This window comes from Ekhidna sp., from assembly GCF_965221965.1.
GTDB lineage: Bacteria > Bacteroidota > Bacteroidia > Cytophagales > Cyclobacteriaceae > Ekhidna.
This window is the reverse complement of record NZ_OZ244926.1, coordinates 2,858,159-2,872,717: the sequence shown is the minus strand read 5'-3', so window position 1 is coordinate 2,872,717 and position 14,559 is coordinate 2,858,159. Positions and strand designations below refer to the sequence as shown.

The 14,559-nt window shown below is 41.1% G+C and carries 10 protein-coding genes; 2 read left to right on the top strand and 8 right to left on the bottom strand.

Annotated elements, in window-relative coordinates; translation table 11 throughout:
- Window positions 1–7: 7 nt before the first annotated feature.
- Together ACOQON_RS13525 and ACOQON_RS13520 are read right to left on the bottom strand one after the other, a co-directional pair.
- Complete coding sequence (locus ACOQON_RS13525; protein ID WP_420575948.1) at window positions 8–709, bottom strand: hypothetical protein; 702 nt, start codon at window positions 707–709, stop codon at window positions 8–10.
- Complete coding sequence (locus tag ACOQON_RS13520; RefSeq protein ID WP_420575947.1) at window positions 690–1,277, bottom strand: RNA polymerase sigma factor; 588 nt, start codon at window positions 1,275–1,277, stop codon at window positions 690–692. The genes ACOQON_RS13525 and ACOQON_RS13520 overlap by 20 nt, the downstream gene beginning before the upstream one ends.
- 591 nt (window positions 1,278–1,868) lie before the next feature.
- Here ACOQON_RS13520 and ACOQON_RS13515 point away from each other — a divergent pair.
- Complete coding sequence (locus ACOQON_RS13515; protein WP_420575946.1) at window positions 1,869–2,330, top strand: helix-turn-helix domain-containing protein; 462 nt, start codon at window positions 1,869–1,871, stop codon at window positions 2,328–2,330.
- Between the two features lie 143 nt (window positions 2,331–2,473).
- Entirely contained in the window at window positions 2,474–3,253 is a 780-nt protein-coding gene (locus tag ACOQON_RS13510) for a helix-turn-helix domain-containing protein (protein ID WP_420575945.1), read from the top strand.
- 82 nt (window positions 3,254–3,335) lie between these two features.
- Here ACOQON_RS13510 and ACOQON_RS13505 read toward each other — a convergent pair whose 3' ends face one another.
- The 6 genes from ACOQON_RS13505 to ACOQON_RS13480 form a co-directional block, all read right to left on the bottom strand.
- Window positions 3,336–4,115 carry a Calx-beta domain-containing protein gene (locus ACOQON_RS13505; protein WP_420575944.1) on the bottom strand — a complete coding sequence of 260 codons (780 nt, stop codon included), beginning with the start codon at window positions 4,113–4,115 and terminating at the stop codon, window positions 3,336–3,338.
- Window positions 4,116–4,128: 13 nt separating this feature from the next.
- Entirely contained in the window at window positions 4,129–5,586 is a 1,458-nt protein-coding gene (locus ACOQON_RS13500) for a RagB/SusD family nutrient uptake outer membrane protein (RefSeq protein WP_420575943.1), read from the bottom strand.
- A 12-nt stretch (window positions 5,587–5,598) separates the two neighbouring features.
- Window positions 5,599–8,544, bottom strand: coding sequence for a SusC/RagA family TonB-linked outer membrane protein (locus ACOQON_RS13495; protein WP_420575942.1), 2,946 nt, complete (start codon window positions 8,542–8,544; stop codon window positions 5,599–5,601).
- 176 nt (window positions 8,545–8,720) lie between these two features.
- A complete protein-coding gene (locus tag ACOQON_RS13490) occupies window positions 8,721–9,827 on the bottom strand; it encodes a hypothetical protein (RefSeq protein WP_420575941.1) in 1,107 nt (368 codons plus the stop codon).
- Between the two features lie 14 nt (window positions 9,828–9,841).
- A complete protein-coding gene (locus tag ACOQON_RS13485) occupies window positions 9,842–11,329 on the bottom strand; it encodes a SusD/RagB family nutrient-binding outer membrane lipoprotein (RefSeq protein ID WP_420575940.1) in 1,488 nt (495 codons plus the stop codon).
- 12 nt (window positions 11,330–11,341) lie between these two features.
- Window positions 11,342–14,476, bottom strand: a complete 3,135-nt coding sequence (locus ACOQON_RS13480) for a SusC/RagA family TonB-linked outer membrane protein (protein ID WP_420575939.1) — start codon at window positions 14,474–14,476, stop codon at window positions 11,342–11,344.
- Window positions 14,477–14,559: the final 83 nt, after the last annotated feature.

Below are 14,559 nucleotides of genomic sequence, written 5' to 3'. Positions count from 1 at the left end.
TTGTTTTTTATAATGAGCTTCGTTCCTTTTTCTTTAATCCACCGTTTAGCAGATTGTCCTTTGCGGTTTTAATGTCCGCCAACATATCTCCTGGGTCTATTTTTTCCGCAAAAGCGATGAATTTCTTCAACACTCCAGTGGAATCAGTTTTTTGGATATCCTCTTTTGTCTCACTTCCTGAAGCAGAAGCGATATAAGTGATTTTGATTGCCTTGTATTCAGTTTTGTTTGGCACCTCTATAGCATCTTCCAGCGTTTCAGGTGCATCAATCTCTGCACTTGCTACCATGGTTTTAGCCTCAGCCTCCATCACCGGCATTTGTTCTTCCACTTTTTCCATTTTTGGTGCTTCCTGCTGGTTTGACACAAATTGCGTTTGCAGAGGTCTTTTTCTTACTGGTCTTGTCCGGTCCTCTTTTGGTTTTTCATCCTCTTTATCAATAGCAGGCATGACAAACTCAGGCATGTCTACTTGAGTAGGGGCGTTTACTTCTGAGGCAATTTGTGTGAATTGGTGCTCAGTAGTGGCTTCCGGCCATACGATCCAGGTAATGAGTAAAAGGGAAACAGATGCGGCCACCCAGTAAATCATGGGTGTTTTGTTCGGTCGAATTTGTTTTTCGACCTTAGACCAGGCATTAGCGGAGGGTTTTACCTCCATCTGACCTAGTTTTTCCCTAAATAACCGATCAATGTTTTGTTGATCCATTGGTAATATTATTTTCAAGTTCTTTTTCTATATCAGCCAGTTTGGTCTGTAACCATTTTCTGGCTCTGCTTAGCTGAGATTTCGAGGTGTTTTCATTGATTTCCAATTGCTCCGCAATCTCAGCATGACTATAACCCTCTATTGCATAGAGGTTAAAAACGGTCCTGTATCCAACAGGTAGTTCGCCAATCAGTTTTAGAAGGTCTTCCTGACTAAGAGAATCTTCCATCACGCTTAAATCCGGGTGGCTAGAGGCTGACTCAATATCCGTCTCTAAGGACATATTCCTGTTTTTGCGGATATACATGAGGCAATCATTCACGATGATTCTTCTTACCCACCCTTCAAAGCTTCCTTCGCTTTTAAACTGATCCAGTTTGTCAAATACTTTTACAATGCCTCCAATCATCACATGCTCAGCTTCTTCTCTATCTTTTATGTACCTGAGGCATACACCCAACATTTTGGGAGCTAGTCGATCATATAAATCACGCTGCGCAGAAGCCCTACCTTTTCGGCAGCCCTCCAGCAATTCTTCTTCGGTTAGTGACTTATTTATTCGCAGCATGTTTTTGACCTTCATGGGGTAGATGCAGCGATGCTGCCATTGGTTGCGTGGGGGTGAAATTATTTAAACAAAAAAAGTCGGCAAAAGCCGACTTCTTGAAAATCTATAATTTGTTTATTCCTTAGTCATTATCATGATGCATGTGATGATGATGAAACCTGTTTTGTCTTTTTAGGAGAAATCTCCAAAGACTGGTCCACATATCATCAAACGCGTAGTGGATAATGTTCTTGAAATTAAGCCAGTTGTCTCTTTTCTTTTCCATGATTGACAATAGAGCTGATTGATAACCAAATGTACACGTTTTAACGAAAAAATAACATTTATGGTTCTTGTAATTGAAATACCATTGAATTATCAAATAGTAATCTTGGAATAATTCTAAATGAAAAAATAACCGTACATAAAAAAGAGGGGCCAGATAGAAACCTGAAACCCCTCTATTAAGTATGAAGAGGAATACAAGATTAGAGTAGCACCAACCTCGATAATTGTAAAAAAGGCTGAAATCATCTAACTGTAAAAAAGAAGATTTTTCTCGCCAATCAGGGTTGTTAGCTTTATTGCTTGTTATAAACTCAACAACTCAAAGTGGATTGGACAATGATAGCAATAGGTCTTACCCTGCTGGGCATAGCACTAATCTGGTACACAAAGTACCGGCCCAAAGTAGGTAAGGAAGTAAATGTCGTGGATGATGAAGAAGATCTAAGGGTCATCTACAACAAAACCATTGATTTAATCTCTAATGAAAAGTACTATTTAAACAAAAGTTTGAAGCTATCAGACCTTGCGGCAGAACTGTCTTATAATGAACGCCAGGTATCACGATCGATCAACCGATTTAGCAACGGAAACTTTAATAAGTTCATTAACTCCTTTCGTATTGAATACTCCAAAGAACTTCTCACAGGTGGGCAATTTGACCACTACACGATAGAGGCGATAGCTGAAGAATGCGGTTTTTCGAACAAAGTGTCATTCTATAATGCTTTTAAGAGTGATACAGGAATGTCACCAACACAATTCAGGGCGCTAAAACAATCTAGCTAGGACTTACCCTATCTCAATTTGAGGAAAAAGTAAAAAAGCGTGATCCTTTATATAAAGAATCGCGATTGTTTACATATGTACCTGAAAATCAATAGGTATGAGGTGGGTTAAATACGTTTTGGTTGAAACTAAAATTCACCAAAATGTATACTCAAGGACTAGGACTAAAAGAAAAACTGGCTATTGTGGAGGACTCATTCCAAATAGCGATAGGGTCAAGCAATGGTAACTTCACATTGATCCCGGATGGTAATGCCGAAATAATCATTCCAATTAAAGAAAATATCTCTTTCAAATGCATTGGAAGTGTGAGGTCGTTAAATCTTCTGGCAGGTAAAGGATACTTTATAATGCCTAGAAGGCGCGGTGCTGAGATATCTTTATCGTTTCGGACAAAATGTCTTGTAATAAAGTTAAATCCCGTATACGCGAAGAAAATAGCTGATAGAATCACTGAAATATCCAATGGAGTATTTGATTTGGGCTTATCGTTGAGGCAGGTTGAGGAGCTTTGTAAAACAGTTCAGGCAAAGGACAGATTCGAAATGAGTGACTATCTGGAGAATCTATTTGATGACATTTCTGATTTGTATGAATACAATACCACCATTTTACATGCTATTGATCAGATAAAGGAAAGTTGTGGAACCATTTCGGTCAAAGAAATTTATTCTAACCTCAGTGTAAGTAAGTCCAAGTTAGAGCAACATTTCAATCGGGAAATAGGATTAACTCCCAAAGAGTTTTGTAAAATTGAAAAGGTTAATTGCTTCATCAATGCGTACAAAGATGATGAGAACTTAAGCCTTACGGAATTAACCTATCAATGTGGGTATTATGATCAGTCTCATTTGATCAAAGACTTTAAGTATTTTTTGGACACCAGCCCTAAGAAATTTTTTCTTAGTCAAGAGCGAGGTTAAAGGACAATTTCTATTCAGGTCTAAGATTAGTAAAAAAAAAGAGCCAGCTATTTAGCTGACTCTCTTCATAAGTTTCAAAAGGCTAAAGTTGAAATGCTGTGCTTCCACTATCACCAAATCCATTAGACCAATTCAATGTCAGAACCTCATCACATGTATTTATTGATCCTGTACCGTCAAATTGATCGCCACCATATACAACATCCGGCTGAGCTGTTAAGGTAACACTAAGACCATCAACGACAATTTCTCCGGGGTTGTCTGCAGAACCATAACAGTTGGCGTACAATCCTCCGGTTACATCCGACAACAAATAGGTTGTTGACCCATCCGGATTATCAGATACCTTGGAGATTGTTACCGAATTGGTTACTCCATCACAGCCAGCTGGACTTGTATTGGTCGTGGTTACTTGAAATTCGCCAACTAGTTCCGGCACTGGACAATCATCATCTATGATAGTCACTTCTAATGAAGACTGTTTTGATAGTTCAAAATCAGATGTTTCTGACAAGCTAATAGTGAAGGTCTTCGCTCCATCCACCTCAGAATTATCTACTAAAGTGTAGGTAAAAGACCCTGAATACTCTCCGGAAGGGATCACTACCGTGGATTGTAAATTAAAATCCTCACCTTCCACAGCAGACCCTTCTTCTACCTGAAGGTTTAGTGTAAGATCAGAAGATGGGGCCTTACTTATTGTTATAGATACTGTTTGCTCTCCGGCTGCTTCGTCAATACTGACTACCCCAGGACCAGATATGGATACGAGTTGTCCTTCATAAATCACTTTGTCTTCCTCACTACACCCAACCAATATGAATAGCAGTGCTAATGAAATTATATATTGTAAATTTTTCATAACATCTAAATTTTTAATAGCCATCATTTTGCTGTATTCCTGACACCACGACCTCTTGCGTCGGGATAGGAAATACTCTTCTAAAATTGTTAGCTGATAGATTGCAGCTTTCCATTGGAGATCCGCAATCTGCTCCTCTTACAATTGGCAGATTCCATCTACGTAGATCAAACCACCTGTGACCTTCTAACCACAGCTCTTTTCTTCGCTCGTCTCTGATAGCGGACTCTAAAGCAGTGCCGGTGAGATTCTCATCAACATAGCCTGTAATACGATTTGCTCTTAATGTATTCAGGTCAGCCATAGCTAGTGGTGTTTGATTCAACTCATATTGAGCTTCAGCCCTTATCAAATACATCTCTGACATTCTGAATAGTTTGATGTCATTAACACCATCAATTGCACCATTTCGGCCACTGAATTTGATTGGTACAGTAGTTCCGATTCTACTAGGGCCTCCGTTTACAGCAGCAATATTGAAATTGTCTGAGTAGAAGCTTGAAAAGCGAATGTCATTTGCCTGATCGTAGAGGTTTAGCACATCTTCAGAAGGCACCCACCCTAACCTATTATTGACATAGAAAAATGTCTCTGAAGTGGGTCTTGCTTCAGCCTGATCAACTACGGCGATGGACCAAATCACCTCGGTGCTTTGGTCGTCAGCACTCCAAACAGGGGCATAGTTGCCTGTATTTGCTAATGAGACAGCACCATCCTGAATAACGGATGTTGCATCAGCGATGGCATCATCATATTCACCGGCATACAAATTGACTTTTGCTCTAATAGCCCTCACCACAAGTCTATCAATTCGATATCTTGAGCTTCCGTCCCCGTTAGGGTTTACATCAAGTCCATTTGGCGCAAGAAGTGTTTCGGCTTGATTGAGATCTGCGAAAATTTGATCGTATGTTTCCCTTACTGTTACTCTGGTCGGATTTTCAAGACTTTGGGTGGTTCTTACAGGAACCCCAAGTGCATCCGAGTTTCGCTCATATGACTGACCATACAGTCTTAAAAGGTCAAAATGACCCATCGCTCTCAAGGCTAAAGCCTGTCCAAGAATCCGATTTCTACTGCCCTCATTTTCTTCTGGTACCTCATCGATTCCATCACTTACTACATTGGCTCTGGCGATCATTAAGTAGGGACTATTCCACCCTGCCGCGACGTTCCCACTTCCATCAGAAGGGCCAAAAAACCAGTCTGTAAACTCAGCTTCGTTTCTAAGAGACTCTGCCGTTTCAGTGCCTCCATCTGCACCAAGCTCCATTAGCTCACCATATGTTTCGCCGTAATAACCTGCATCATTTAGTGTAGCGTAAGCCGCAATAAGTGCTTGATCGTACTCCTCAGCCACTTCAAAAGCATTGTCTGAAGTAAGTGAAAACTCAGGAGAGATATCCAACTTGTTATCACACGAGTAAACAGTGAGAACAAGCATTGTAAGTATTATATGTTTTATTTTCATCTCTAATCTTGTTTAGAATGTTAAGTCTAATCCGAAAGTGTAGGTCCTAACTGCTGGATATACAGCTCCCGCCAGGAATCCATTGGTGTCTTCAGGATCAGCTCCGGTAAATTTGGTTAGAGTGATCAGGTTCTGACCTTGAGCATAGAATCTGACATTTTTAAACCCTGCCTTGCTGATAAGGTTGGTTGGAAGATTATATGCAAGGACTACATTTCTTAGCCTGAAAAAGTCCCCGTCTTCAAGATACCTGGTGGTCGCACTCTGATAGGTATTAGTCGTTAAACCATCCACTGTTCGAATTCGGGGAACATCTGTGATATCGCCCGGTTGTTTCCATGCTCTAAGCAGATCTGTGGAAACATTATCAGGAACATAAGCAGGGTTATCTATGTTAATCCGCTCATTGTTATAAAGAGTCGAACCCTGGATCCATGATCCCAGTGCGAATAATGAAAGATTGCCGTAAGTCACATTTAAGGTCACACCACCACTGTACGGAGCTGTTCTTGGCCCGTATACCCTTGAGTCATTAGCCTGATCAAATACATTTGTTATTCGACCATCAGCAGTAAGATAAAGTGCATCACCGTTGGCTGGATTTACACCGAGGTATGGCACAACATAATTTGCTGAGACGGGCTCTCCTTCACGAATGATGGTTGTGTTTCCTACAATATCATCCTCGCCCGCTAAGCTCTCAACAACATTTTCATTGTAAGCAAAATTGGCTCCCAGTACCACAGAGAAATCGTCAGCATCAACTAATCTTCCGGATAATGAAACCTCAACCCCCGAGTTTCTAACCTCTCCTGCATTTTGGTTTTGCGCAGCAAATCCGGTTGTACGAGAAAGCTGAGTATTTAGAAATGCATCTACAGTCAGGTTATCATAGTATTCGATGGTTCCAGACAGCCTTGACTGAATCATGGAGAATTCCAGACCCACGTTCAACATTTTGGTCGTTTCCCATTGAATACTGGGGTTTGGTATGCTTAATAAAGCTAAGCCGTTTTCACCTGCATAAGATACAGTTCCAAGTGTGGCTGCATACTGAAAATCTCCGATTTCCTGATTACCTGTAGTTCCATAACTCGCTTTGAATTTTAGGTTATCAACAAAACCTACATTAAAGAAACTCTCATCAGATACAATCCATGCGACTCCAGCGGAGTAAAAAGTTGCGTAACGATTGTTGGACCCAAACCTTGATGATCCGTCTCTTCTGAGTGTTCCATTGAATGTGTACTTATCCATGAAGGTGTACGCAACTGTTCCAAAATAAGAAAGTAAAGAGCTCCTGACTCCACCACCCCCTACATCTGGAATAAATCCATTCGTAGCACTTCCTTGGGTAACTCCTGCATCATTCTTTAGTTTCAGGTTTGTAAACCCATAACCGGTGTAGTTAAAGCTTTCTGTATCGTTCCAAATAAACTCCTGAAACAATGACACAGAAAGTCTATGGTCTGATCCAAAATCGGTAACGTAATTGATTGAATTGGTTCCTATTAGTGTTACGTCACGATCAAAGTCTCGAAATAAGCTACCTTGACCTCCTTTTGCTTGTGCTCCGGGATTCGTTCTCGGATCAGTGAAATCAGAATCTATGTCGGAATCAAAATCAACACCCCAGCGTGAATTGACAGATAGTCCATCTACTCCTGGTATGTCGAATTCACCGTAAAGTGATGAAATGATCTTCACATTCTCGGTGATGTTTGTATTCTGTACCAATTCCTGTACACCATTTGGCTGACCGGAGACCAATTGATTGTACGTTCCGTCAGGGTTAAATACAGGCTCATAAGGGTTTGACCAGTAAGCTGCATTAAGAGGAGATCCAATAAATTGATCACCCTCATTTGTATCTCTTAAACGAGAGTACCCAAGCGTGTTATTCGTCCCAAAAGTAAGGTTTCCTGTAACCGTTTTAAGATTTACTCGAGCCGTATATCTTTTCAATCCAGTTGTAACTACAGCTCCATCTTCATCATAATATGATCCGGATATGAAATAGGTTGTGTTTTCATTGCCACCAGAAACATTGATTTGATAGTTTCTGGTCACAGCAGTTTCGAATAGCTCATCCTTCCAGGAAGTTTCAAATTGTCTCAATGAGTCAATTTGCTCTGCGGTATATGTGGACAAAGTTGTTCCTCCGGTTAATAGCTCAAAATCTATTTTTTGATTTGTATTCATAACCGGCAGAAAGTTCTTTGGTGCCTCAGAAACCCCATATTGTGCACTGAATGTCACTTTAGGTTTTCCTGACTGACCACTTTTTGAGGTAATTACAATTACACCGTTTGCTCCTCTTGATCCATAAATTGCTGAGGATGAGGCATCCTTTAGAACAGATATATTAGAAATATCATTGGGATTAAGAGTCTCAAACTCTGCGGCATCAATCGGCACACCATCCAGTATATAAAGTGGTTGTGTGCTTGAATTAATACTACCTGCTCCACGGATCAGAACACTTGCTCCTGCACCTGGTTGTCCACTATTTGATTGTGAAAGAACCCCAGCAGCTTGTCCCTGAAGAATCTTATCAAAAGATGCCATGGGTACATTATTGATCGTTTTGGCGTCTACAGAAGCAACCGCCCCTGATGCTCTTCTTGTTTCTATCGGTCCATATCCTGTAACAACTACTTCCTGGAGCTCAGTTGCTCCACCCATTGTAACATCGATAACAGATCGAGTGCCAACATTAATCTCCTGAGATTTAAACCCAACAAAAGAGTAGACCAGAATATCACCATCGTTAACCTGTAAGCGATAATTCCCATCTAAATCTGTCGTAGTACCAGTTGTGGTGCCTTTAATCACCACATTCACTCCGGGAAGACTTTCACCGACATCATCGGTTACTTTTCCGGACACAGTCCTTTGAGCAAAAACCTGTGTTATTGCCAAAAGACATGCAAATAGCGAAAAGTAAAACTTCTTCATAAGCATGATTTATTTGTTAAAAATTGTTTTTGAACCTGTAATGGTAGCTTTGAAAAAGTTTCATTAATTGTAAAAAAGAAGCGCCTTTTTCTTAAGGGAAAGCGAGTTTTGGTGAAGAAAATAAAAAAACCCACTCTGAGATCAGAGTGGGTTTTTAATTGAGAATTGGGTGCTACTTAAGGAGCATTTCTTATTTCTACAGTATGAGAACTTGCAGTTCCAATTTCTGTTTCAGGATCATTGGATCCTGTTAAAGTAACTGTCAAGTCAACATCGGTACCTGCATCTAGTACTTCGATCAGAATTTCTTCTTCCTGATCAAGAGCAAAAGAGATGCTACCACCTGAAACGTCATTATAATCGACCCCAGCTGTACCACCTGTTATAGTGTAAGTCACATCATTTGTGTTTCCATTGTCAAAGTCAAGGTTGCTCAGCGAAACTGGGATTGCAATGACTGAAGAGCCAGAAACTGAAGTGCTGGCAGTTGAAAATGAAACTACTGTGGAATCATCAACGAACACTCGCCCCAGAGACTGGTCAGCCAAAAGAGATGTTTCCGCATTACCTCCTGATATTGAGGTCAACTCAATGTAGAAGTTACGATCTGCATCTGCTGTTGCATTATCAAATGCATCAGCAAACGTGACAACTATCGTATCCTGAGTTGTACCTGCCTCGATGATAATTGGATTAGCCCCAACAGTATAATCAACACCAGCAGTCAAATCTCCAGTGATGGAGTAGTTGACAGAAATATCAGCGTCAACATCATTTCCAGCGGTTACAATGAACAGCATTTGTCCTGACATTTCTGCTACTTCGATAGTATCAACGGAAAGGCCGATCTCTTTGAGGTCTTCTTCCCAATCAATAGTTGCTTCTAGTTTCGAAAAACCAGCATCCGGACCGCCTCGACCTAGGTCAAGGCCATTATCCACGGAAGTAAGCGCAAATGTGGCGCTTCCGCCTGTTGCTTCCAGTGTCTCATTATCAGCTATTGTTATTGTTGCACTTGCACTTTGTGAATTAGCAGGAATAACAATACTACCGGATTGAGTAATATCACCTGTGACACTATAGCCAACCGTCACATCGTCAGGAAGTGCTTCTCCCAGACTGACGGTTACTGTAACTTCATCACCTTCACTACCCTCAAAATCACTACTTGTGATTTCCACATATTGCGGTAGAGAATTTGAGAAGTCAAGATTATCATCCTCAAAGTCATCACATGAAATAATGACAGAGGCTATTAATGTATATAAAAGTATTTTTTTCATGATTTTCATTCTATTTAGTCAACATCAAAATACATTCGCTCGTCCAATGGCGGATCACCATCCGGGGCATTCACGTTAGCCGCTAGTTCATCCGGAGGATAAGGCAACCTTCTCAAAAGATTGGTTGTCAATGCACCATCAGGGACATTCAATGCTGGAGACTCAATTCTTCTCCATTCAGTCCACCCCTCTATCCATCGAGCCTGGTTGCAATCAAGCCAATACTGCTCTCCAATGATGGATCTAGCCTGTATATCAGTTAATGTGGCTAAATCAGGAATCTCATTATCAAGAAAAGTAGAAACGGCTGAACCCGTGAGTCCGTGCTCGGCCATAGCTGCAGTTATACCTGCTCTTAACTTCTCATCGGCAACAGCTAATCCGCCAGAAGCATAACCCATTGCATGCGCTTCAGCTTCCAGGAACAATTGTTCTTGAACTGTGAAGAGAATTTCAGGTTTATCAGGACGGATGAGATTATTCGTGCCAGACCCACCAGTAGAAAGCACCCATGGTGAAAATGGAATGGAAGTAACACCTGCTGGCGCTCCTGCTGGAGTTGCAGGACTTCCTCCTCCTGGATAAGGGTCAAAATACACATCAATTCTTGGATCATTGGTTGCAAGCATTCTATCAACCATTACCTCACTGGCGAAATAAAAGAAGTTAGACCCACCTGCAAACGCCTCAAGGACAGTATAGAAAGGATTTTGATTTCCCGGCTCTCCGAAGAATGGAAATTCTGCATTTTCAGATGCTGAAGAAATCATATCATTATCCGTAATCATCGCTTGAATTTCTGACGCCCTTGCCGGCTCAGCATCAACCAATGTCATCAGTGTTCTGAACTTGATAGATTTGGCAAACTTTCTCCAGTTTTCCATATTCCCGCTGAACATCAAGTCTTCGGCTTGAATAGCTAAAGCAGGACTTCCTTCGTCGATTAGAGCGAGCGCCTCATCAATGATGTCAATTACACCTTGTAGTACATCAGCCTGACTATCGAAATTTGGATTTCTATTATTGATAGCGCCTGTTGCTACATCTATATCAACAGCTTCTGAATACGGGACATCTTCCCACAAAACAGTAGTGTACCAATAAACCAGTGCAGACATGATTTTGCATTGTGCAACTGCATTTGTCTGACCCAATATTTCAGCATTAGTGGAAGCCAGGAGCAAATCCTTTTGCGCATCTCTATACCATGATCTCCACGTATTTCCTGTAGTGAAAATACTGAAGTTGTATCGCTCAGGGTTTGTGAATACCCCTGCGCCAAATGATCCGCCTCCAGACCATAGCTGAGCGGCTGCACCGGACGATCCGATATCATTGGACCGGTTGGTAGCAATTCCTACCATCACATTGTTAAAAATGGGACCAGGTTCTGAATTTGAAGCCGCATTTGGGCTTTCGTTTACATCTAGATAGTCCTCACATGAAGTAGCAAAAATGCCTACCATGAAAAGGACGAATAGTTTTTTATATAAATATTTCATTGTTGCTATCATTTAAAATGTTAGTCTAACGTTTGCTCCGAAAGTCGTTGACGATGGAACATTGTAGAATTCCACATTAGCCTGTCCTCCAATTAACCCAGGACCAAAGAAGCTTGCTTCCGGATCAATATGAGGAACCTCGCTATCAATCAACCAAAGGTTTCTTGCTTCAAAACCAATAGATGCTGCCTTAAGTGGAGTGCCTGAAAGGAGTCCATTAGGAATTCTATAGCTGATAGTCACTTCTCTCAACTTCACATATGAAGCATCGAATACACTTCCTTCGGTATTACTTCCGTTAGTGTAAGTGTTCCAAAAGTCCTGCATAGAACGAACTGGTGTTTGATTCTCAACATAGCTGAATGTTCCATCTCCGTTATCAATTCTATTCACACCATTATCGATGAAAACTCTGCCTCGATTCTCAGCCGTTTCAGCAGCAACACCACTTCCTCGAATTCCACCTACTGTTCCTGACCAAAGAACTCCACCTTTGCTGATATCAACTAGTGCACTTACAGTAAAATTTTTATAAGTGACTGTATTCATAATGCCAAGTTGATAGTCAGGGTTGATATTACCCAGTCTCGCTCTGCCACCTCTTTCTCTCTCACCAGTGGTTGCATTGATTATGATGTCTCCATCTGGGCTTCTGTCCCATCCAGCACCATAAAGGCCAAACTGTTCACCTTCTTCAGCTCGGATCGACAAACCACTAAACCCACTGGTTAAAGCAAGGTCCTCCAGTCCGGGAGCTAGTTTTGTAACTTCCTGTTTGTTGTTTGAGAAATTAGCAGTTACTCGCCATTCGAAAGTTTCGTTTTTGACTGGTGATCCAAATACTGAAAGCTCAATTCCTGAGTTGGTTACCTCACCTGCATTTTGTCTGACGGCATCAAATCCAGTTGACTGAGCCACCTGAATACTTAGAATTTGGTTGCTTGTTACCGTTTCGTAATAAGTCGCGTCAAATCCAACACGTCCACCAAAAAACTGTACCTCAGTACCCACTTCAAATGTAGCCTGGTCTTGTGGCTCAAGTGATTGACCTGCTGGCAGTGTTGCCGGACCACCAAATCCTCCTTGTCCTCCGTGTGGGAAGGTGTTGTTATTAGGTAGGAATTGAGTGAAAACTTCAGCTTGTGGCAAGAACAAGAAATCAAGTTGATAAGGCAACTCATCACTACCTACGATAGCGTAGCTAGCTCTAAATTTGCCATATGAGATGAAATCAGGTAGGTCAAAAGCCTCGCTAAAAATAAAGCTACTGCTAACCCCAGGGTAGAAAAACGAATTATTTGCTTTTGGAAGCGTTGAGCTCCAGTCATTCCTTCCCGTGATATTTAAAAACAAGTAGTCTTTATAACCGAATCCAATATCAGTATATACGCCAAATAGCCTTCTGATAGATTCAAATCTTGTATTTGCTACAGAAAGAGCATTCGATGGAGTATATAAGTCAGCTACGATAAGATTACTGGCAAATGCTCTTGTTTGCTCATTATTAATCTGGTTCACCTGATACCCAACAAGAGCTGTCAACACTAGATCTGAATTAATATCATAAGTAGCCCGTGCGAATAAATCGTAAGTCATCTCTCTACGATAAATATCCCGATCCTCAAAGCTTCCGGCTTGAGCACTTTTTGTTCCTTTTGCTGTGATATTTCTTCTGGTTTCAGTGAACATATCCAACCCAACACGAGATGTTACGTCTAGCCATTCAACTGGACGATAATTCAACGAGAAATTTCCAAAAACCCTATCAACCTGGTTATTGAATGGGGTTTCATTGACAATCCAATAAGGGTTATTACCAGTTTGGTTTCCGTCGATTCCGATAGGTACTCCATCAGCATCTCTTAAATTATTTTTAAGAACATCAATGTTGTGAGTACGCTGTAAGTTGTACACCGAGCTTATGACTCGGGTAGGTGTATTACTACCCTGACGTGGACGTCCAACTCCCTCTGTTCTGCTATAGTTGACAACTGCTCTGGTAGATAACTTTTTAGTTATTGTAGTACCTGCGTTCAATGAAAAACTGTGTCGTGTTAATTCATTGTTTGGCACAATTCCTTTCTCATTGAAGTTGGTATAAGAAAGTCTGAAGTCCCCTGCGTCAGTACTTTGGCTAATAGCAAAATTGTTAATTAGCGTAGTGCCTGTCTCAAAGAAATCTTTCACGTTATCAGGTTGAGCTACAAGCGGACCTTCGTTTCCATCATATGGAAACTGTCTGAATGACTCTCCTTGTAAACCATCGATTCTTGGACCCCAGCCATTAGAAAAAGCATCTGTATTGTAAGTTCCAAAATCTCCTGAAGCATATTCGTTTTGTAAATCAGGAAGAACGAAAGGCTTAGAAACTCTAACTGAAGAGTTTACATCTAGCTTTAATGCTCCTTTACCTTTCTTAGTAGTAACGATGACAACACCATCACGAGCTCTCTGTCCATATAGTGCAACAGCTGAAGCACCTTTAAGTACAGTCATAGACTCAATATCATCCGGGTTAAGGTCCGAGGCTCTGTTACCTGTGTCAGCACCACCGTTGATGGTTTCATTTCGTGTTCCTCTAAATGAGGAGTTTGAAATGGGAGTACCATCTACAATAAATAGAGGTTGGCTGGTACCAGAGATTGAACTTGCTCCACGAATCTGAATATTTACCGATCCACCTGCTGTACCTGAGGAGGAGTTGATTCTTACCCCCGGCACTCGTCCGGATAATGATTGAAGAACGTTGCTTGACCTAGCTTTAGTTAGCTCATCCCCATCTACTGTGGTGACGGCATATCCAAGCTCTTTACGCTCCTTCTCGATACCGAATGCAGTTACAACAACTTCCTGAAGCTCTGTTGCTCCGCCCATTGTCACATCAATGACCGTTCTTGTTCCTACATTGATTTCCTGAGTATCAAAACCAACAAAGGAATAGACCAGTACATCGTCATCATTTACCTGAACACGATAGTTGCCGTCAATATCAGTTGTGGTTCCGCTAGTGGTGCCTTTTATCACCACATTTACTCCGATTAAAGGCTCACCTGTGTCATCAGTGACCTTTCCGGATACCGTCCTCTGTGCATGGGCATAAGCCATGACTAAGAGGCACGCCATCATTGAAAAGAAAAACTTTTTCATAAGCATGATTTGTTTGTTAGAAAATTGATTAACTCGTAAGACTAGCTCTGAAAAAGTCTTTTTAATTGTAAAAAAGAAACCCT

Excerpts from the sequence above, each read along its gene's own strand:
- ACOQON_RS13505 (WP_420575944.1), bottom strand. The coding sequence starts at position 4,115 with ATGAAAAATTTACAATATATAATTTCATTAGCACTGCTATTCATATTG.
- ACOQON_RS13480 (WP_420575939.1), bottom strand. The coding sequence starts at position 14,476 with ATGAAAAAGTTTTTCTTTTCAATGATGGCGTGCCTCTTAGTCATGGCT.
- ACOQON_RS13500 (WP_420575943.1), bottom strand. The coding sequence starts at position 5,586 with ATGAAAATAAAACATATAATACTTACAATGCTTGTTCTCACTGTTTAC.
- ACOQON_RS13485 (WP_420575940.1), bottom strand. The coding sequence starts at position 11,329 with ATGAAATATTTATATAAAAAACTATTCGTCCTTTTCATGGTAGGCATT.
- ACOQON_RS13490 (WP_420575941.1), bottom strand. The coding sequence starts at position 9,827 with ATGAAAAAAATACTTTTATATACATTAATAGCCTCTGTCATTATTTCA.
- ACOQON_RS13525 (WP_420575948.1), bottom strand. The coding sequence starts at position 709 with ATGGATCAACAAAACATTGATCGGTTATTTAGGGAAAAACTAGGTCAG.
- ACOQON_RS13520 (WP_420575947.1), bottom strand. The coding sequence starts at position 1,277 with ATGCTGCGAATAAATAAGTCACTAACCGAAGAAGAATTGCTGGAGGGC.
- ACOQON_RS13495 (WP_420575942.1), bottom strand. The coding sequence starts at position 8,544 with ATGAAGAAGTTTTACTTTTCGCTATTTGCATGTCTTTTGGCAATAACA.
- ACOQON_RS13510 (WP_420575945.1), top strand. The coding sequence starts at position 2,474 with ATGTATACTCAAGGACTAGGACTAAAAGAAAAACTGGCTATTGTGGAG.